The sequence below is a fragment of the Acidovorax sp. ACV02 genome, assembly GCF_014851475.1.
Lineage (GTDB): Bacteria > Pseudomonadota > Gammaproteobacteria > Burkholderiales > Burkholderiaceae_C > Acidovorax > Acidovorax delafieldii.
The window spans coordinates 150,863-169,267 of the sequence record NZ_JACUZU010000009.1 but is presented as its reverse complement, the minus strand read 5'-3'; the positions used below and the strand labels follow the sequence as shown (position 1 = coordinate 169,267).

The window sequence follows — 18,405 nt, the reverse complement described above, 5'->3', positions numbered from 1 at the left end:
TTTTGCCTGAGAGCCCATGGTCCAATCCGTCCTAGGTAGCCTGATCCTGGGCTATCGCCCTTTGTGGAACCGCGCCCGCAAACTTGCAGGCATCCAGCTGTATGCCCACAACGAGGCCTCGGCAACCGTCGACGGCGGGCACCTGTTGCGCACGCTGCAGGAGCTGTGGTCGGCCAGCTCGCCGCCGCTGCTGATCTCGGCACAGACCCGCCAGCTGCTGTGCGACCTGCTCGAAAACGCGCCACGGGCTGCACCGTGGATCGAGGTGCGCGGCGAGTGGCTGTCGGACTCTGCCATCTATGACCGCGTGAAGGCCGCGCACCAGCGAGGGCTGCGCATGGTGTGGCGGGGCGACATGGACAAGCTGCCCGAGCCCGAGATTGCCCGCTGCTTCGACAACAGCCTGCTGACCCTGCGCCCGGAAGACGCCGTGGCTGCGCTGCAGGCCACGCCCCCACGCCCAGGCAGTGCCGCAGCCGCAGCAGCACCTGTTGCCAAACGCACCCCCAGCCCGGTGCTGGCCGGCCAGATGTATGAAAACATCGCCAGCCGGGCACTCATGGAGCACTGTCTGGACCAGGGCAACGCGATGGCGCTGGCTGGGTGGCCGACGGAGGATGTGCTCTACAGCCTGCGCCACCACCCGCAGCAGCCCTCGCACGCGGTGATCTTCAAACTCATGAAGGCCATCGACGACGAGCAGTCGCTGGAAACCTTTGAAGACATCATGGGCGAGGACCCGCTGCTCGCGTACCGCTTCATGGTCTATACCAACTCGGCCGCCCTGGGCCTGCGCACCGGAATTGATTCGCTGCGCCGGGGCCTGGTGATGATGGGCTACAGCTCCATCAAGCGCTGGCTGTCCGACCAGCTGCCCCATGCGAGCACCGAGGCCAACATGCAGCCGGTGCGCGAAGCCATGGTGATCCGCGCACAGCTCACCGCGCGGCTGCTGGACGCGGGCATCGAGAACGACCTGCGCCGCGAGATCTACCTGTGTGGCCTGCTCTCCCAGCTCGATGAGCTGCTGGGCGAGCCCCTGGGCACCATCCTCAAGCGCCTGCCCCTGTCCGAACGCATCTACGACGCCACCGTGTTGCGCACTGGCCCCTACACCGGCGGTCTGCAGATGGCCTGCGCACTGGAGACAGATGACGCCAGCGCCATCCGCCAGCTGTGCGAGACCTTCGAGATGGACCTGGAAGAGGTCAACCGCGCGCTGCTGCGGGTGTTGTCTGACCTGGAAGTGGAAAGAAAGTAGGCCCCTGCGCCGGTTTTCGGCGGGCGACACCACCATGCGATTGCGCGACTCCAGGGCAATGTCTGCGGCTCACCGCCCTTGCTCAGCCCGCACACGCTCAAAGATGCGCCAGAACGCCGCGTCCTGCGTCGTCGCAAAGTTGATGCGCATGAGCGTGCTGGGCTTACGCTCGGCGTGAAAAAGCGCACCGGGGGCCAGCAGATAGCCTTCGTCCAGCATGCGCTGGGACAGCGCATCGGTATCCACTCCGGTCTCCACCCAGCCAAACAGGCCCACCGGCTCGGCCGCAAAGGTGCAGCCCGCCCCTAGAGCCAGCTTCACGCTGCGCGCACGGGCGGCATCCAGCCGAGTGCGAATGCGTTCGGCGTGGCGGCGCAGCTGGCCCTGCTCGATGCACAAGGCCAGGGCTTTTTCCAGCAGCGCGGGCGTGGTCAGCGTGGCCAGCAGCTTGGTGTCGAGCAACTGCTCCACCAGCGCGGGCGGCGCGGCCATGAAGCCGATGCGCCAGTTGGGCGCGAGGATCTTGGCAAAGCCGCTCACGTAGATGGTGCGCTGCAGGCCATCCAGCGCCGTGAGGCGCGTGGCATGCTCGGGCGCAATGTGGCTGTAGGTGTCATCTTCCACCACATGGAAGTTGTGCTGGTTGGCCAACTGCAACACGCGGTGGGCACTGCCCGGCGTAAGGCAGTAGCCCGTGGGGTTGTGAAACACGCTCACGCTCACGTAGAGCTTGGGCTTGTGCACCTCGCAGTAGCGCGCCATGACTTCCAGATCCGGGCCATCGGCGCGGCGCGGCACGGGCAGGATGTGCATGCCCAAGGCGGCCAGCCGCGCAAACTCCACTGCCCAGCCGGGCTCCTCCACCATGACCGGGTCGCCCGGGCGCAGCAGGGTGCGGCTCACGATGTCCAGCGCATGCGTGGCCCCCACGGTGGTGATGATGTTCTCAGGCACCGTGTGCACGTTGAGCGTGGACAGCTTTTTGGCCAGCACGCGCCGCAGGCCTGCATCGCCCAGCGGCTCGCCATACTGCAGCGAAAACTCCTGCAGGGCGCGCGAGTTGGTGACCTTGCGCACGGCGGCGGGCATGAAGGTGGACTCCAGCCAGTCGGGCGGAAAGACCCCCATGCCGGGCTGGGGCTTGTCGCTGATCTTGTGGAACATGCCCCGGATCAGCGCCGTGGCGTTGACGGGCGACACCCCTGGACCCGCGCGGCCGGCGGCACGCGCCGCAAACCAGTGCGCCGTGCTCCAGTTGGCGGCAGCACTTTCCAGAGCCAGGTCGTCGGGGCGAGCGCGCGTGTCAAGGTCGCCGTCGGCTGCATCCACCGCTCGGCCACTTTCGCGGACAAAAAACCCCCGGTTCTTGCGCGCCTCCACCAGGCCCTGCGCCAGCAGCTGGTCATAGGCCGCCACCACGGTGGACGGGCTCACCCCGTGCTGCTGCGCGCACTGGCGCACCGACGGCAGGCGTGCACCCGGCGCCATCAGGCGGTTGCGGATGCGCTCGGCAAACCGGGCGGACAGTTGTTCGGTCAGCGACTGGGTCGACGATTTCATCAGCATGGTGGCATTCCGCTCGCTGCGCCGCCAGGCGCCGGTGTGTATTGTTTTGCCGGGCAATACAGATTTGCAACTGCGCCGACTGTCTGTACTGGTTGTGTATTGGTAGCAAGATTACATTGAAGGCAGATCCCCGACAAGTCCCCCACCCCTTCCCGCACCCACCATGAGCGTCGCTGAACTCACCGCCCTGCTGCTGTTTTGCACCGCCATGAGCTTTTCGCCGGGGCCCAACACCACCTTGTCCACCGCGCTGGCCGCCAACCTCGGGCTCAAGCGCGCGCTGCGCTTTTGCTTTGCGGTGCCTGCGGGCTGGACGCTGCTCATGCTGGGCAGCGGGCTGGGCCTGGGTGCCCTCATCACCGGCGTGCCCGCCCTGCGCTGGGCGGTGACGCTGATGGGCGTGGCCTACATGCTCTGGCTGGCTTTCAAGCTCAGCCGCGCAGGCCAGATGACCGCCATCGACACGTCGCGCCTGAACGTGACGTTCTGGCAAGGCGTAGGCCTGCAGTTTGTCAACATCAAGGCCTGGATGCTGGCCCTCACGCTCAGCGCAGGCTGGGTGGTCAATGCCGCAGGGCAGCCCGCCGCCAACCCGGGTGAGCGCCTGGCCATCATTTGCGGCGTGATGATGGTGTTCGCCTTCACCAGCAACTTTGTCTATGCGCTGGTGGGCTCGCTGCTGCGCCAGTGGCTGGCGCAGGGCGCGCGGCTGCTGTGGTTCAACCGCGCGCTGGCACTCGTGCTGGTGCTCACTGCGTACTGGATGCTCACCCTATGAACCGCGCACAGGAAAAAGAAGCCCTGCTCTGGGGCCTGGTCGGCGTCACGCTGTTTGCGGCCACGCTGCCCATGACGCGGCTGGCAGTGGGCTCTACCGATGCACCCCAGCTGTCTCCCTGGTTCGTCACGTTCGGGCGTGCCGCCGTGGCGGGCTTGCTGTCGATTGGCTACCTGCTGTGGCAGCGCACGCAAGGGCGCCTGAACCTGCCGGTGCGTGCCGAGTGGCCGCTGCTGGGCATCACGGCGTTTGGCGTGATTGTCGGCTTCCCGCTGTTCCTGGCGCTGGCACTGCGCCATGTGCCCAGCACCCATGGTGCGGTGGTCACAGCCCTGCTGCCGCTGTCCACCGCCCTGCTGGGTGCACTGTGGTACCGGCAGCGGCCCTCTGCAGGCTTCTGGGCCTGTGCAGTGCTGGGCAGCGGGCTGGTGCTGGGCTTCATGGTGTGGCGTGCGGGCGGCCTGTACCTGGGCGCAGCCAACATCTACCTGCTGATCGCCATGACCACAGGCGCCCTGGGCTACATCGGCGGCGCCCGCCTAACGCCCCGCCTGGGGGCCGAGCAGGTCATCTGCTGGGTGCTGGTGTGTTGCCTGCCACTCACCCTGCCCGTGGCCTGGTGGTTCGCTCCCGCCGTGCCCTCCAGCATTGGCGCGATGAGCTGGGCGGGCTTCCTGTATGTGGCCCTGTTCTCGATGTGGATCGGCTTCTTCGCGTGGTACCGCGCCCTGGCGCTGGGTGCCGTGCGGGTCAGCCAGATCCAGCTTATCCAGCCCTTTTTGAGCCTGCTGTTTGCAGTGCCCCTGCTGGGCGAACACCTGGATGCCGTCACCCTGGTGTTTGCAGTGGCCGTGATCGCCACCGTCTTCGTGGGCAAACGGATGCCCGTTCAACAACAAGGAGCCCCCGCATGAGTGCCATGACCCCAGAACAGCGACTGCAACAGCTGGGCCTGGTGCTGCCCACCGTGTCCGCCCCGCGCGGCAACTTTGACGCCTATGTGCTGGACGGCAACACGCTGTACCTGTCGGGCAAGGGCTCGCCACTGCGCAACGACACGGTGGTGGTCCCCAAGGTAGGCCGCGAGATCAGTGCCGACGAGGCACGTCAGCACGCCCGCGAAGTGGGCCTGCAGCTGATCGCCACCATGCAGGCAGCACTCGGAGACCTCTCGCGCGTGCGCCGTGTGGTCAAGCTGCTGGGCATGGTGAATGCGGTACCCGACTTCATGCAGCACACCGAGGTCATCAACGGCTGCTCCGACCTGCTGGTGGAAGTGTTTGGTGATGCCGGACGGCACGCACGCTCGGCCGTCGGTGTCGGCTCCTTGCCACGTGGCTTTGCGGTGGAGATCGAGGCCGTGGTGTCGATCAAGGACTGAAAACCATGCATTTGCAGAACATTCCCTTTGCCACCACCGACTGGGCCAGCATTCCGCGCGAAGAAAAAAGCGCCGCAGCGGGCCAGGCCTTCTGGCGCACCCAGACATTTGGCGAGGTGCGCGTGCGCATGGTGGAGTACACGCCAGGCTATGTGTCCGACCACTGGTGCACTAAGGGCCATGTGCTCTTGTGCCTGAGCGGCGAGCTGCACACAGAGCTGGCCGACGGCCGCCAGTACACCTTGACACCCGGCATGAGTTACCAGGTGGCGGACAATGCAGAACCTCACCGGTCCACCTCCCCACAGGGCGCCACCCTGTTCATCGTGGACTGAGAAGGTGTGAACGCACCCGCCAGGGCTGCTGCACACCCATTTTTTTGACACCAACTTTGCAACCGTAGCGGCCCAGGCGGCCACCCGCAGGAGACGAGAGTGAAACTGAACGACCTTCCCACCAACAGCACGTGGACCCTGGCACGCCGTGCCGAGCGCATGAACCCCTCGGTCATCCGCGAAATCCTGAAGGTCACCGAGAAGCCCGGCATCATCAGCCTGGCAGGCGGCCTGCCATCGCCCAAGACCTTCCCGGTCTCCGCGTTTGCCGCCGCTTCTGCCGCCGTGCTGGCCAACGACGGCCCCGGCGCCCTGCAGTACGCCGCCAGCGAAGGCTATGGCCCGCTGCGCCAGGCGATTGCCGACTTCCTGCCCTGGGACGTGGACGCTGACCAGATCCTCATCACCACCGGCTCGCAACAGGCGCTGGACCTGATCGCCAAGATCCTCATCGACACCGACAGCCGCGTGCTGGTGGAAACGCCCACCTACCTGGGTGCGCTGCAGGCCTTCACGCCCATGGAGCCCAACGTGGTGTCCGTGGCCAGCGACGACCAGGGCGTGCTGATCGACGACCTGCGCGCCAAGGTGGGCACCGGCGCTAACAAGGCGCGTTTCCTGTACGTGCTGCCCAACTTCCAGAACCCCACGGGCCGCACCATGAGCGACGCGCGCCGCGCCGAGCTGGTGGCCGCCGCCGCCGAGCTGAACCTGCCCCTGGTGGAAGACAACCCCTACGGCGACCTGTGGTTCGACGCACCGCCGCCGGCCCCGCTCACGGCCCGCAACCCCGACGGCTGCATCTACATGGGTTCGTTCTCCAAGGTGCTGGCCCCCGGCCTGCGCCTGGGCTACATCGTGGCGCCCAAGGCCGTGTACCCCAAGCTGCTGCAGGCCAAGCAGGCGGCCGACCTGCACACGCCCGGCTACAACCAGCGACTGGTGGCCGAAGTGATGAAGGACGGCTTCCTGGACCGCCACGTGCCCACCATCCGCGCGCTCTACAAGCAGCAGTGCGAGGCCATGCTGGCCGCACTCGACAAGGAAATGCAGGGCCTGGGCGTGCACTGGAACCGCCCCGACGGCGGCATGTTCCTGTGGGTGCGCCTGCCCGAAAGCATGAGCGCCATCGAACTGCTGCCCAAGGCCGTGGAGCGCAATGTGGCCTTTGTGCCCGGGGCGGCCTTCTATGCCGACAACGCCGACCACCGCACCCTGCGGCTGTCGTTCGTGACCTCCACCGTCGAGCAGATCGCCACCGGCATCGCGGCGCTGGCGGCAGCCATCCGCGAGAGCAAGGGCTGATTCACCATGCTGAGGCTCTGGGGTCGCCTGTCGTCCATCAACGTGCGCAAGGTCGTGTGGGCCGTGCAGGAGCTGGGCCTGCCCTCAGTGCAGCGCACCGACGCGGGCGGCCAGTACGGCATCGTGCGCGAGGCGCGCTACCTGGGCCTCAACCCCAATGGCCTGGTGCCGCTGATTGAGGACGAGGACACGGGCGTGGTGCTGTGGGAGTCCAACGCCATCGTGCGCTACCTGTGCGCCCGGCATTCGCTGGGCAACCTGTACCCCGAAGACCTTCCCTCGCGTTTTGTGGCCGAGCAGTGGATGGACTGGCAGCAGACCACGCTGAACCCGGCCGGGCGCGACGCCTTCATCCAGTGGATCCGCACGCCTGCGGCCCAGCGCAACGATGCGCTGATCGCCGCGTCGGTGGCGGCCACGGAGCCCCTGCTGGCCCTGCTGGACGCCCACCTGGCCCGCCAGCCCTTCATGGCGGGTGAGCGGTTCACGATGGCCGACATCCCGGTGGGTTGTGAGATCCACCGCTGGTGGGGCTTGCCGCAAGAACGCGCCGCACGTCCCCACCTGGAGCGGTGGTACAACACGGTCAGCACCCGCCCCGGCGCCCGCGGGGTACTGGACCAACCCCTTTCCTGACCGCGCCTCACCATGCACCAGCGCCCCTTCAAGCAGATCGACGTCTTCAGCGACCGCCCCGGCTACGGCAACCCTGTGGCCGTGGTGCTGGATGCCGACGGCCTGAGCGACAGCGACATGCGCCGCTTTGCGGCCTGGACCAACCTGTCGGAAACCACCTTTCTGATGCCGCCCACCGACGCCGGGCGCGCGGCCGGCGCCGACTACCGCCTGCGCATCTTCAGCCCCAATGGCGAGCTGCCTTTTGCGGGCCACCCCACGCTGGGCACCTGCCACGCCTGGCTGCAGGCAGGCCACCGCCCGCAGCAGGACGGCATGGTGATCCAGGAATGTGCGCTGGGCCTGGTCCGCATCGCACTGAGCGGCGACACCCTGGCGTTTGCCGCCCCCCCGCTCAAGCGCAGCGCCCCCAGCCCCGCGCTGGTGCCGCTGATTGCGAGCGCCCTGGGCCTGCGCCCGCAGCAGATTCTGGGTGCGCAGATGCTGGACAACGGCCCCGTGTGGCTGGGCCTGCTGCTCGACAGCGCCGACACGGTGCTGGGCCTGCACCCGGACCACGCCCGCCTGAAAGACCTGGGCCAGGACGTGGGCGTGATCCATGTGGGCCCTTCCGCCAGCAACACCGCCCAGCCCGGCGTGGTGGTGCGCGCCTTTGCCGCCCCCATGGGCAACCCTGAAGACCCGGTGACGGGCACTCTCAACGCGAGCCTGGCCGAATGGCTGATTGCCGATGGCCTGGCCCCCCGCAGCTACCTGGTGGCCCAGGGCGAATGCCTGGGCCGCGCGGGCCGCGTGCACATCCGCCAGGACGATGACCACCAGCTGTGGGTGGGCGGCCGAGCCGTCACCTGCATCGAAGGCACGGTGCTGCTATGAACCCGCGCCGCCCTGCCCCACGCCCCAGCGGCTGATTGCCCCCTCGGCCTCGCCAGGGCGCCGAGCCACAACCACCTGCTTGCACACCGGGCCACACCCCGGTGAGCCCCCCGGCGTGCCCGGCCCACCCCGCTTCACTGCCCGTTTGATTGACCAAGGACCTGACCACCATGCACCAACGCCCGTTCCAGCAAGTCGATGTATTCACCGCCACGCCCTACCGTGGCAACCCTCTGGCCGTGGTGCTGGACGGCTCCGGCCTCAGCACCGAAGCCATGCAGGACTTCACCAACTGGACCAACCTGTCCGAAGCCACCTTCCTGCTGCCCCCCACCCCGGAAGGCCGCGCCGCCGGGGCCGACTACCGCGTGCGCATCTTCTGCCCTGGGCGCGAACTGCCTTTTGCAGGCCACCCCACCCTGGGCAGCTGCCACGCTTGGCTCCAAGCCGGCGGACGGCCCCAGGTCGCGGGCCAGGTGGTGCAGGAATGTGGCGTGGGCCTGGTCACGCTGCGCCAGGATGGCGAGCGCCTGGCCTTTGCCGCGCCGCCCCTCATCCAAAGCGGCCCGCTGGCCGAAGATGACGTGGCGCTGATTGCCCGGGGCCTGGGCGTGGCGCGCAGCGACATCCTGCACCACGCCTGGTGCGACAACGGCCCCAACTGGCGCGGCGTGATGCTGCGCAGCAGCGAGCAGGTGCTGGCGCTGAAGCCTGACGCCAGCATCCTTGGCCAGCTGGACGTGGGCGTGGTCGGCCCGCGTGGCAAGGTGGGTGTCATTGGCAGCACCGACGCCGAGGGCATCGCCTTTGAAGTGCGCGCCTTCTTCCCCGGCAACAACGGCCTGGCCGAAGACCCCGTGACCGGCAGCCTCAACGCAGCGCTGGCGCAATGGCTCATCGGCGCCGGGCTGGCCCCCGCCCAATATGTGGCCGCCCAAGGCACCTGCCTGGGGCGCGCCGGGCGGGTGTACGTGCAACAGGACGGCGACACCATCTGGGTCGGCGGCAGCTCGGTCACCTGCATGGCCGGTGAGGTGCTGCTGTGACCGCCACCTCCACCCAGCAACCCGCCTGCGTGGACCACCTGGTCGTGCTGGCGGCCGACCTGGCCAGCGGTGTGGCCTGGTGCGAACGCACGCTGGGCGTCACTCCCACGGCGGGCGGCGAACACCCGCTGATGGGCACGCACAACCGCATCTTCAACGTCGCAAGCCCCACGCATCCGCGCGCTTACCTGGAGATCATTGCTATCAACCCAGGAGCATCCAAGGCAATATCCACTAGCGCAAGGCGCTGGTTTGACATGGATGACGCCAATTTGCAGGGCCAGGTGGCGCAACACGGCCCCCAGCTCATTCACTGGGTGGCGAGCGTGCCCGACGTGGAGGCCGCGTGCACCGCGTTGTCGGCGCTGGACATGGATCGCGGCGCCATCATCACCGCCAGCCGCCCCACGCCCCATGGCCTGCTGCAGTGGCAGATCACTGTGCGCGATGACGGATTGCGCCTGATGGACGGCTGCCTGCCCACGCTCATCCAGTGGGGCGCGGCGCACCCCTGCGACAGCCTGCCCGCCAGCGGCGTGCAGCTGGAGCAGCTTGCACTGCAGCACCCGCAAGCCGCCACATTGCAGGCCGCGTGCACCGCCGTGGGTGTCGCCGCCTCCGTCCTCGTCACGCCGGGCACCGCGCCGCGCCTCTCTGCCCAGCTCCGCACGCCACGGGGCCCCGTCACCCTCACCTCAGTCACCTCTCAGGAGTAAACCGCCATGCTGTTTTCGTTGCAGGAATTGCTGTTCTTCGCGCTCGCCGCGCTCGTGCTGGTGCTCACGCCGGGCCCCAACATGGTGTACTGCGTCTCGCGCAGCCTCACCCAGGGGCCACGCGCCGGGCTCATCTCGCTGACCGGTGTGGTGCTGGGTTTTGTCGTGCACCTGCTGGCGGCGGCGCTGGGCCTCACCGCGCTGCTGGCGGCCGTGCCGCTGGCGTTTGACGCCATCCGCTACGCCGGCGCCGCCTACCTGCTGTGGATGGCCTGGCAGGCCGTCAAACCCGGTGGCGCCGCGCCGTTTGAAGCGCGCAACCTGCCGCACGACAGCCCGCGCACACTGTTCCTCATGGGGTTCATGACCAACCTCTTGAACCCCAAGGTGGCCATGTTCTACCTGTCGTTCTTCCCCCAGTTTCTGCACCCCGAGCGCGGCCAATTGCTGCAGCAAAGCCTCACGCTGGGCGCGGTGCAGATCAGCACCAGCGCCGCCGTCAACGCCCTGCTGGTGCTGGGCGCCGCCCGCGTGGCGCTGTTCCTCAACCGCAATGCTGCATGGATGCGCGCCCAGCGCTATTTCATGGGCACCGTCTTGGGTCTGCTGGCCCTCAAACTGTTGACTGAAAAGAAAGCCGCCGCATGAACACCCGCCTCGACCCCACCGCCCTGCTGCCCACCTTGGCCGACATCGAAGCCGCTGCCGAGGTGGTGTACCGCGACTTCGCCGCCACGCCCCAGTACCACTGGGGCCTGCTCAGCCAGCGCCTGGGCACCGACTGCTGGCTCAAGCACGAGAACCACACGCCCGTGGGCGCGTTCAAGATCCGGGGCGGCCTGACCTACTTTGACCAGCTCGCCCAGCGCGGCGCGCTGCCTTCTGAGGTCATCAGCGCCACACGCGGCAACCACGGCCAGAGCATGGGCTGGGCCGCACGCCGCCACGGCGTGGCCTGCACCATCGTCGTGCCGCGTGGCAACTCGTTGGAGAAGAACGCCGCCATGCGCGCGCTGGGCGTCACGCTCATCGAACACGGCGACGACTTTCAGGAAGCGCGCGAACACGCCATCCAGCTCGCGGCCCAGCGCGGGGCCCACATGGTGCCCAGCTTCCACCCCGACCTGCTGCGGGGCGTTAGCACCTACTGGTGGGAATTTTTGCGCGCCGTGCCGCAGCTCGATGTGGTGTACGTGCCCATCGGCCAGGGCTCGGGCGCATGCTCGGCCATTGCGGCCAAGCTGGCGCTGCAGCACCCGGTGCGCGTGGTCGGCGTGGTCAGCAGCCACGCCACCACCTATGCCGATTCGCTGGCCGCAGGCCGCGTGGTGGAGGCACCGGTGACCACCCAGCTCGCCGACGGCATGGCCTGCCGCGTGGCCGACGCCGAGGCCTTGGCCGTGATGGCGCCACACATCGACCACATCGTGCAGGTGAGCGACGCCGAGGTGGCCGCCGCCATGCGTGCCCTGTTCACCGACACCCACAACGTGGCCGAAGGCGCAGGAGCGGCGGCGCTGGCGGCGGCGCTGCAGGAGCGCGACCAGCTACAGGGTTTGCACGTGGGCCTGGCGTTGACGGGCGGCAACGTGGATGCGCCCATGTTCGGCAGCGTTCTGGCGGGCTGAATCCCTTGCAGCTTCAACCGAAAAAGCTACACATTTAATAGCATCGGTCGCTTTTGCGACAAACGCCTGCGACGGGTTCTGATCACAATCCGCCGCATGGGAACCCTCTACCTCGTGCGCCACGGCCAGGCCTCGTTTGGCGCGGAAGATTACGACCAGCTCAGCGCTCTGGGCCGCCAGCAGGCGGTGCGCCTGGGCGAACACTGGCGCGCACGCAGCTTGGGGTTTGATGCCGTCATCACCGGCACGCTGCGCCGCCACACGCAAACGCTGGAAGGCATCGCCGAGGGCCTGCAGACCACCCCCGAGGTGCTGCAGTTGCCAGGCCTCAATGAATACGACAGCCATGCGCTCATCGCCGCCATCCACCCCCAGCCCCTGGGCCCGGCCGACACGCCAGAGCGCTACCGCGCGCACTTTCGCATCCTGTGCGACGCGCTGGCGCAGTGGATGGCAGGCGTCATCAGCCCCCAGGGCATGCCCAGCTGGAACGAGTTTTCGGCCGGTGTGCGCAGCGCGCTGGACCATGTGCGCCACCACCATGCGGGCCAGAACGTGCTGCTGGTGAGCAGCGGCGGCCCCATCTCGACCGCCGTGGGCGAGGTGCTGGGCACGGCGCCCGAGGTGACCATTGCGCTGAACATGCGCATCCGCAACAGCGCGGTGACGGAGTTCTCCATCTCGCCCAAGCGGTTGATGTTGCAGACCTTCAACACGCTGCCGCACCTGAACGAGCTGGAGCACGCGCAGTGGGTGACGCACGCCTGAGCACCGATATCTCGGTTTTCTGAGTCTTTCAGGCCGCTTGCGCTAATAGATCATGCGTCGGAAGCTATTAAAAATATAGCAAACCGGTTCACTGCAAGTGGGGGCCATCCGCCAGGGTAGACAGCGGCAGCGCCTGCAGCTCCTGCAGCAGCGCCACCAGTTGTTGCGCTGCAGCGTCCACCACCGCTTGTCCCTTGTCGGCCGTGGCTGCGGCCGCGTTACCCACGGCCCCCGCCGGGTGGTAGTCCTGCATCTGCCAGCCCAGTTTGGCGCTTTTGCCGTTGCCCAGGATGGCGTAGCGCTCCGACCGGTCCTGCGAGGTGGAGCGGAAGTTTTGCGCGTGCGCCATCTGCACGGTGGCGGGCGCGAGGTGCAGCATCATCGATGTCTCAATCTCGCCCGCATGGATGCCAAAGCGGTGCTCCTGGGCGCTGAACTGGCCCGCCACCGCATCGGGCAGCGGCAGGCTGAACCAGCTGGCGCTGTAGACGATGAGGTCGCAGCGCGTGCGCAGCTCGCGCGCCACGATGTCCATCACGCTCACCTGTCCGCCGTGGCCGTTGAACAGCAGCAGCTTTTGGATGCCCGCGCGGGCCACGCACTCGCCGATCTCGGTCCACAGCGCAATCACCGTGGCGGGCGACAGCGTGAGCGTGCCGGGAAAGCGGATGTGCTCCGGGCTCAGGCCCACGTTCTGTGGCGGCAGGAACAGCACGGGCAACTCGGCGGGCAGGTGCGGCAGCGCGGCATCGATCACACCCTGTAGCAGCGTCGCATCGACCGACAGGGGCAAGTGCGGCCCATGCTGCTCGACAGCCGCCACAGGCAGCACGGCCACCACCTGTTCAGCCCGCCCGCTGGCCTTTAGCGCCGCGAAATCACGGGTGGACAAGTCGGCCCAGAAGCGGGAGGGCAAGGGGGTCAAGGCAGCAGAAGTCATGCGTGCATGGTAGCGGCGCTGCCGGCCTCTGGGAAACGGCCACTGGCACCGCTAACATGCCACCATGACCCAAGACCTCTTCCGCCAAGACGCCTACCTGCGCGAATGCAGCGCCCACATCACCGCCGTCACCGATGCCGGCATCGTGCTGGACCAGACCGTGTTCTACCCCCTGGGCGGCGGCCAGGCCGGTGACAGCGGCGTGCTGGTGCTGGCAGACGGCACACAGATCACCATTGCCGACACCCGCAAGGGCAAGGACGCCGACGGCAACCCCACCAGCGACATCGTTCACATCCCCGCCCCCGGGCAGGAAGACCGCGTGGCGCAGCTCACGCCCGGCACCACCGTCACGGCCCGCATCGACTGGGAGCGCCGCCACCGCATGATGCGCCTGCACACCACCAGCCACCTGCTGTGCCATGTGGTGCCGCAGCTGGTCAACGGCTGCTCCATCACACCCGACTACGCGCGGCTGGACTTTGCGATGACCGACCCGCTGGACAAGGAGCAGCTGACCGCCGCCATCGCCACCCTGGTGGCTGCCGCGCACCCACTCACCGTGGCCTCGATCAGCGATGAAGAACTGGACGCGAACCCCGCGCTGGTCAAAAGCATGAGCGTGCAGCCCCCGCGCGGCACCGGGCGCATCCGCACCATCCGCATCGGCGGCGGAGCCGACGCGCCACCGATCGACCTGCAGCCCTGTGGCGGCACGCATGTGGCCAACACGTCGGAAATCGGCACCATCGTGGTGACCAAGATTGAAAAGAAAAGCGCCACCACCCGCAGGGTGGTGCTGGGCTTCGCCCAGTGAGCGCAGCGAGGAGCGCTTTTCTTTGGGGTGCACTCACTTGTGCGCAGCGCAAGTGAGCGCGCACCAAAAGACACGGTCCTGAGCCACCACCCGCCGGGTGGTGCTGGGCTTTGCCCAGTGAGTGCAGCCACGGGCGACCACACTCACTGTCAACAATGTTGAGCCACCACAGCCGCCCGTTGCATTGGCTTACGCAGGCAGGCTGACAACGGGGACAATAGCGCCCGCGCGCAGCACCCGCCCGGCCCTCGGGCGGCGGTGACCGGCTCAACGTTCCGGGGCTGCGGCGCCTACCCTTGCCTGCCGCCATGCCGATCTCCCTGCGCTCCGTCTCTTTTGCCTCTTTGCGCCAGCACCGCTGGTTCCGCCCCGCCGTCCGCGCGCTGGCGGGTTTGATCGCCCTGTGGCTGGTCACCTGGCTCGCCATTCCGCCGCTGGTCAAGGGCCCGCTGGAGCGCATCGCGTCCGAGCAACTGGGGCGCACCGTGACGGTGGGCGGCATCGACTTTGAGCCCTGGAGCCTGGAATTCGCGCTGCGTGACGTGACCGTGGCGGGCGCCAACGGTGCGCCCCCACAGCTGACCATTGGCCGCATCTATGCCGATGGCGAGCTGCAATCCCTGCTGCGCCTGGCGCCCGTGGTCGATGCCTTCACCATCGAAAACCCGGTCCTGCGCATCACCCACCTGGGCGACGGCCGCTACGACGTGGACGACATCATTGCCAAGGTCACCGCGCCCAAGAGCGAGCCCGAGCCAGACACCGGCCCCGCGCGCCTGGCGCTGTACAACCTGGCGCTCACCGACGGCAGCATCGACTTCATCGACAACACCGTCAGCGAGACCCACGAGGTGCGTGCGCTGGCGCTGAAAGTGCCGTTCATCAGCACCCTGCCCTCGCAGCGCGAGGTGAAGGTGGAGCCCCACCTGGCGTTCACACTGGACGGCAGCCGGTTTGACTCCTCCGCCGAGGGCACGCCGTTTGCACAGACCGGCAAAGCCGACGCGCAGATCCGGCTGGATGGCCTGAACCTCGCACCCTACCTGGGCTACCTGCCGGCCAACCTGCCCGTCAAGGTGTTGGGTGCCACGCTGGATGCGGATGTGAAGGTGGCCTTTGAACAGCACCCGCGCATGGCCGTGAAGCTGACCGGCACCGTGCAGGCCAGCGGTGTGCGCATGGCCGACCGCCAGGGCGCCGACCTGCTGAGCTACGAGCGCCTGAAGATCGACATGGCCGATGTGCGCCCGCTGGACCAGGTGGTGCGCCTGCAGCATGTGGAGCTGACGGCGCCCGTGGTGACTGCCACCCGCGACGCCAGCGGTCAGATCAACCTGGCGCAACTGGCAACGCCCGCCCCGCCAGCGCAGCCTTCCACGCCCGCCAAGGGCAAGCCCGCCACACCTGCGGCATCCGCCTCAGCGGACACTGCCGCTTCGCCACCGGCCAGCGCGGCATCCGCCCCAGCGTCCCCCGCCTCCACAGGCAAAGCCAAGGCCAAGACAGCCGCCCCCGCCTGGGCGGTGGAAGTCGCCACCGCCGCCGTGCGTGGGGGCACCCTGCGCTGGGCCGACGCCACCACGCGCCCCGCTGCCGCCCTGCAGGCCACCGACATCACGCTGGATGCGGCCGACGTCGCCCTGCCCTTTGCCAAGGACAACGCCAAGCCCTTCAGCGTCAAAGGCGGGCTCAACCTGCAAGGCAGCACGCTCAGCTTCAACGGCGAAGCCACGGACCAGAAGGCCCAGGTCAACGCCACCCTGAACGCCCTGGCCCTGCAATTGGCCGCGCCCTACCTGGCCCAGACGCTGGAGCCCACGGTGACCGGCCAGCTCAGCGGCGATGTGGGTGTGGCCTGGCAAGCGCCCACGCCACAGGCCGCGCAGGCCGGTGCCACGGGTGTCACGGTCAAGGCAGGCCCCCTGGCGCTGGAGCAACTGGCCGTCAAGCAGGGCAAGACCACCTTGGCCAGCCTGGGCAAGCTCGACATTGCGGGCGCCGAGGTGCCCCTGGATGCGCGCACTGCCACGCTGGAGCGCCTGGCCATCAGCCAGCCGCACCTGGCGGTGGAACGGGGCGCCGACGGGCGCTGGATGTTCGAGCGCTGGCTGAAGGCAGCGCCCGGCAGCACCACGGCCCCGGCGGCAACGGCTGACGCAGCCCCCGCCAGCACCAGCACACCCTGGAAGCTGCGCGTGGCCGACTTCTCGCTGCAGGGCGGCACCGTCTCGCTGGCCGACAACGCCCAGCCGCGCCCCGTGGCGCTGGACGTGACGGCCCTGGGCATCACCGCCCGCAACCTGGCCAGCGACGGCAGCAAGCCCGAAGCCTTCACGCTCACCGCCCGCGCCGCCGCACCGGGCAAGGGCAGCAAGGCCGCGCCGGGCAAGCTTGACTACCAGGGCACGCTGGCCCTGCAGCCGCTGACCACCCAGGGCAAGCTCGACGCCACCCGCCTGCCGCTGCACGCACTGGACGGCTACCTGGCCAGCCAGCTGTCGGTAGAGCTGCTGCGCGCCGACGTGGGCTACCGGGGCCAGGTGGCCCTGGCGCAGACCGACAAAGGAGTCAGCCTGCGTCTGAGCGGTGATGCCGTGGTGGAAGACCTGCAGGCCAACAGCACGGCCGCCTTCACCCCCAAGACCGAGGCCCAGGTGGGTGAGGAACTGCTGGCCTGGAAGAGCCTGAACCTGCGCGGCCTGGCCGTGGCCACCGCCCCCGGCACCGCGCCGCGCGTGGAGGTCAAGGAGACCAGCCTGGTGGACTTTTTTGCCCGGGTCACCATCAACGAGGCCGGCCGCATCAACCTGAGCGACATTGCCAAGACCCCGGCCGAGGCACGGGCGGCCAATGCGGCCAGCGCTGCGGCCAGCACGGCCGCCCCCACGGCATCAGCCCCCGCCTCAGCCGCCTCGGCAACGCCCACCGCCCCTGCCCCTGCGGCGGTGGCCCAGGCCGACCCGCTGGCCCCTGTGGTGGTCTTTGGCCCCGTGAGCCTGGTCAACGGCAAGGTGCTGTTCTCGGACTTTTTCATCAAGCCCAACTACTCGGCCGACCTGTCGGAGCTGACTGGCAAGCTCAGCGCGTTCTCGTCCGAAGCCTCGGGCGGCGAGCCCGTGCTGGCCGACCTGGAGCTGCGCGGCCGCGCCGAGGGCTCGGCATCGCTCGAAGTCACCGGCAAGCTCAATCCGCTGGCCAAACCGCTGGCCCTCGACATCGTAGGTAAGGTGCGCGACCTGGAGCTCCCCCCGCTCACGCCCTTTTCCGTCAAATACGCGGGCCACGGCATCGAGCGCGGCAAGCTCAGCGTGGATGTGAACTACAAGGTGCTGCCGAACGGCCAGCTCACCGCCAGCAACCGGCTGGTGCTCAACCAGCTGACCTTTGGCGAGCCCGTGGAGGGCGCCCCCAACAGCCTGCCCGTGAAGCTGGCCGTGGCCCTGCTGGCCGACCGCCAGGGCGTGATCGACCTGGACCTGCCCATCAGCGGCTCGCTGAACGACCCGCAGTTCCGCATCGGCCCCGTGATCTTCAAGATCATCGTCAACCTCATCGGCAAGGCGCTGACCTCGCCCTTCAGCCTGCTGGCCAGCGCGTTTGGCGGTGGCGACGAGATGAGCCACGTGCCCTTTGCCCCGGGCAGCGCCACGCTCACGCCCGAGGCCGAGCAGAACCTGGGCAAGGTGGTCAAGGCCCTGACCGACCGCCCCGCGCTCAAGATCACCGTGACCGGCATGGCCAGCCTGCAGGATGAGCGCGAAGGCCTGCAGCGCGAGCACCTGCGGCAACTGGTGCTGGCCGAAAAGCGCCGCGCCAGCCCCGGCGATACCGCCCCCGTATCGGCCGCCGAATACCCCGCCCTGCTCAAGGAGGTGTACCGCCGCGCCGACATGCCCAAGCCGCGCAACCTGGTCGGCCTGGCCAAGGACCTCACCGTGCCCGAGATGGAAGCCCTGCTGCTGGCCAACCAGCCCGCCACCGAGGCCATGGCCGCCGACCTGGCCACGCAGCGCGGCCAGGCGATCCGCGCGTACCTGGTGTCGCAAAAGCTGCCGGTGGAGCGGCTGTTTGTCGCGGCACCCAAAGCGGGTAAACAAGCAGAAAAGTGGACACCGCGTGCGGAATTGAGCCTGGCGACACAGTGAGCAACAGCCCCTGAGTCGCCTACGGCGCCTTCCCCCTCTCTCGCTACGCGGGAGGGGGACGCCCCCAGCGCAAAAGGCTGGATACGCCGCTTTCGCGGCGGGGCGGCCCTTGCGCGGGGGCCCTGGTACTGGCCGCGCCCGTTTCCACGGACATGGACGGCTCCAAGCACAATGGTGGATCGAGAATCGAAACGGCGGCAGCGCCGG

The 18,405-nt window shown here is 68.3% G+C and carries 17 protein-coding genes; 15 read left to right on the top strand and 2 right to left on the bottom strand.

The features are described 5' to 3' along the window. The first annotated feature begins 16 nt into the window (after positions 1–16). Positions 17–1,261, top strand: coding sequence for an HDOD domain-containing protein (locus tag IB236_RS21010; protein WP_056747999.1), 1,245 nt, complete (start codon positions 17–19; stop codon positions 1,259–1,261). Positions 1,262–1,330: 69 nt separating this feature from the next. On the opposite strand, the gene IB236_RS21005 is transcribed toward IB236_RS21010, so the two are convergent. After that, on the bottom strand, positions 1,331–2,827 hold the full coding sequence (locus IB236_RS21005; protein WP_192422099.1) for a PLP-dependent aminotransferase family protein: 1,497 nt from the start codon (positions 2,825–2,827) through the stop codon (positions 1,331–1,333). Positions 2,828–2,990: 163 nt separating this feature from the next. Here IB236_RS21005 and IB236_RS21000 point away from each other — a divergent pair, with 163 nt between their 5' ends. The 12 genes from IB236_RS21000 (at position 2,991) to IB236_RS20945 (ending at position 12,296) form a co-directional block, all read left to right on the top strand. Further along, positions 2,991–3,605 carry a LysE family translocator gene (locus tag IB236_RS21000; protein ID WP_192422097.1) on the top strand — a complete coding sequence of 205 codons (615 nt, stop codon included), beginning with the start codon at positions 2,991–2,993 and terminating at the stop codon, positions 3,603–3,605. After that, the gene (locus IB236_RS20995) at positions 3,602–4,519 is read left to right on the top strand and encodes a DMT family transporter (RefSeq protein ID WP_056065632.1); all 918 of its coding nucleotides are present in this window, start codon (positions 3,602–3,604) and stop codon (positions 4,517–4,519) included. The genes IB236_RS21000 and IB236_RS20995 overlap by 4 nt, the downstream gene beginning before the upstream one ends. After that, the gene (locus IB236_RS20990; protein ID WP_146872113.1) at positions 4,516–4,986 is read left to right on the top strand and encodes a RidA family protein; all 471 of its coding nucleotides are present in this window, start codon (positions 4,516–4,518) and stop codon (positions 4,984–4,986) included. The genes IB236_RS20995 and IB236_RS20990 overlap by 4 nt, the downstream gene beginning before the upstream one ends. A 5-nt stretch (positions 4,987–4,991) precedes the next feature. Further along, complete coding sequence (locus IB236_RS20985) at positions 4,992–5,321, top strand: DHCW motif cupin fold protein (RefSeq protein WP_108496888.1); 330 nt, start codon at positions 4,992–4,994, stop codon at positions 5,319–5,321. 99 nt (positions 5,322–5,420) lie between these two features. Next, entirely contained in the window at positions 5,421–6,626 is a 1,206-nt protein-coding gene (locus IB236_RS20980) for a PLP-dependent aminotransferase family protein (protein WP_192422095.1), read from the top strand. Between the two features lie 6 nt (positions 6,627–6,632). Continuing rightward, positions 6,633–7,262, top strand: a complete 630-nt coding sequence (locus tag IB236_RS20975; RefSeq protein ID WP_108496887.1) for a glutathione S-transferase — start codon at positions 6,633–6,635, stop codon at positions 7,260–7,262. Positions 7,263–7,274: 12 nt separating this feature from the next. Continuing rightward, entirely contained in the window at positions 7,275–8,138 is an 864-nt protein-coding gene (locus IB236_RS20970; RefSeq protein WP_056747992.1) for a PhzF family phenazine biosynthesis protein, read from the top strand. 170 nt (positions 8,139–8,308) lie between these two features. Then, positions 8,309–9,184, top strand: coding sequence for a PhzF family phenazine biosynthesis protein (locus IB236_RS20965; protein ID WP_056748100.1), 876 nt, complete (start codon positions 8,309–8,311; stop codon positions 9,182–9,184). Further along, positions 9,181–9,900, top strand: coding sequence for a VOC family protein (locus IB236_RS20960; RefSeq protein WP_056747990.1), 720 nt, complete (start codon positions 9,181–9,183; stop codon positions 9,898–9,900). Before IB236_RS20965 ends, IB236_RS20960 begins: the two co-directional genes overlap by 4 nt. A 6-nt stretch (positions 9,901–9,906) precedes the next feature. Beyond that, positions 9,907–10,548: a LysE family translocator gene (locus tag IB236_RS20955; RefSeq protein ID WP_056747989.1), complete on the top strand. Its 642-nt coding sequence runs from the start codon at positions 9,907–9,909 to the stop codon at positions 10,546–10,548. Next, positions 10,545–11,528 (top strand): threonine dehydratase, encoded by a 984-nt coding sequence (locus IB236_RS20950; protein ID WP_056747988.1) that lies wholly within the window; start codon positions 10,545–10,547, stop codon positions 11,526–11,528. Before IB236_RS20955 ends, IB236_RS20950 begins: the two co-directional genes overlap by 4 nt. Before the next feature lie 96 nt (positions 11,529–11,624). Next, positions 11,625–12,296 (top strand): histidine phosphatase family protein, encoded by a 672-nt coding sequence (locus IB236_RS20945; RefSeq protein ID WP_056747986.1) that lies wholly within the window; start codon positions 11,625–11,627, stop codon positions 12,294–12,296. 88 nt (positions 12,297–12,384) lie between these two features. Here the strand turns inward: IB236_RS20945 and IB236_RS20940 are convergent, their stop codons facing one another. Beyond that, positions 12,385–13,236, bottom strand: coding sequence for a creatininase family protein (locus tag IB236_RS20940; RefSeq protein WP_056747984.1), 852 nt, complete (start codon positions 13,234–13,236; stop codon positions 12,385–12,387). A 64-nt stretch (positions 13,237–13,300) separates the two neighbouring features. Here IB236_RS20940 and IB236_RS20935 point away from each other — a divergent pair, with 64 nt between their 5' ends. After that, positions 13,301–14,053, top strand: a complete 753-nt coding sequence (locus IB236_RS20935) for an alanyl-tRNA editing protein (protein ID WP_192422094.1) — start codon at positions 13,301–13,303, stop codon at positions 14,051–14,053. Positions 14,054–14,361: 308 nt separating this feature from the next. Then, positions 14,362–18,198: a DUF748 domain-containing protein gene (locus tag IB236_RS20930; RefSeq protein WP_192422092.1), complete on the top strand. Its 3,837-nt coding sequence runs from the start codon at positions 14,362–14,364 to the stop codon at positions 18,196–18,198. The last annotated feature ends 207 nt before the right edge of the window (positions 18,199–18,405 follow it).

Bases quoted from the DNA above. Each gene is read 5' to 3' on its own strand.
- IB236_RS21010 (WP_056747999.1), top strand. From the start codon at position 17: ATGGTCCAATCCGTCCTAGGTAGCCTGATCCTGGGCTATCGCCCTTTG.
- IB236_RS20975 (WP_108496887.1), top strand. From the start codon at position 6,633: ATGCTGAGGCTCTGGGGTCGCCTGTCGTCCATCAACGTGCGCAAGGTC.
- IB236_RS20935 (WP_192422094.1), top strand. From the start codon at position 13,301: ATGACCCAAGACCTCTTCCGCCAAGACGCCTACCTGCGCGAATGCAGC.
- IB236_RS21005 (WP_192422099.1), bottom strand. From the start codon at position 2,827: ATGCTGATGAAATCGTCGACCCAGTCGCTGACCGAACAACTGTCCGCC.
- IB236_RS20955 (WP_056747989.1), top strand. From the start codon at position 9,907: ATGCTGTTTTCGTTGCAGGAATTGCTGTTCTTCGCGCTCGCCGCGCTC.
- IB236_RS21000 (WP_192422097.1), top strand. From the start codon at position 2,991: ATGAGCGTCGCTGAACTCACCGCCCTGCTGCTGTTTTGCACCGCCATG.
- IB236_RS20940 (WP_056747984.1), bottom strand. From the start codon at position 13,236: ATGACTTCTGCTGCCTTGACCCCCTTGCCCTCCCGCTTCTGGGCCGAC.
- IB236_RS20930 (WP_192422092.1), top strand. From the start codon at position 14,362: ATGCCGATCTCCCTGCGCTCCGTCTCTTTTGCCTCTTTGCGCCAGCAC.
- IB236_RS20985 (WP_108496888.1), top strand. From the start codon at position 4,992: ATGCATTTGCAGAACATTCCCTTTGCCACCACCGACTGGGCCAGCATT.
- IB236_RS20990 (WP_146872113.1), top strand. From the start codon at position 4,516: ATGAGTGCCATGACCCCAGAACAGCGACTGCAACAGCTGGGCCTGGTG.
- IB236_RS20970 (WP_056747992.1), top strand. From the start codon at position 7,275: ATGCACCAGCGCCCCTTCAAGCAGATCGACGTCTTCAGCGACCGCCCC.
- IB236_RS20995 (WP_056065632.1), top strand. From the start codon at position 3,602: ATGAACCGCGCACAGGAAAAAGAAGCCCTGCTCTGGGGCCTGGTCGGC.
- IB236_RS20965 (WP_056748100.1), top strand. From the start codon at position 8,309: ATGCACCAACGCCCGTTCCAGCAAGTCGATGTATTCACCGCCACGCCC.
- IB236_RS20945 (WP_056747986.1), top strand. From the start codon at position 11,625: ATGGGAACCCTCTACCTCGTGCGCCACGGCCAGGCCTCGTTTGGCGCG.
- IB236_RS20950 (WP_056747988.1), top strand. From the start codon at position 10,545: ATGAACACCCGCCTCGACCCCACCGCCCTGCTGCCCACCTTGGCCGAC.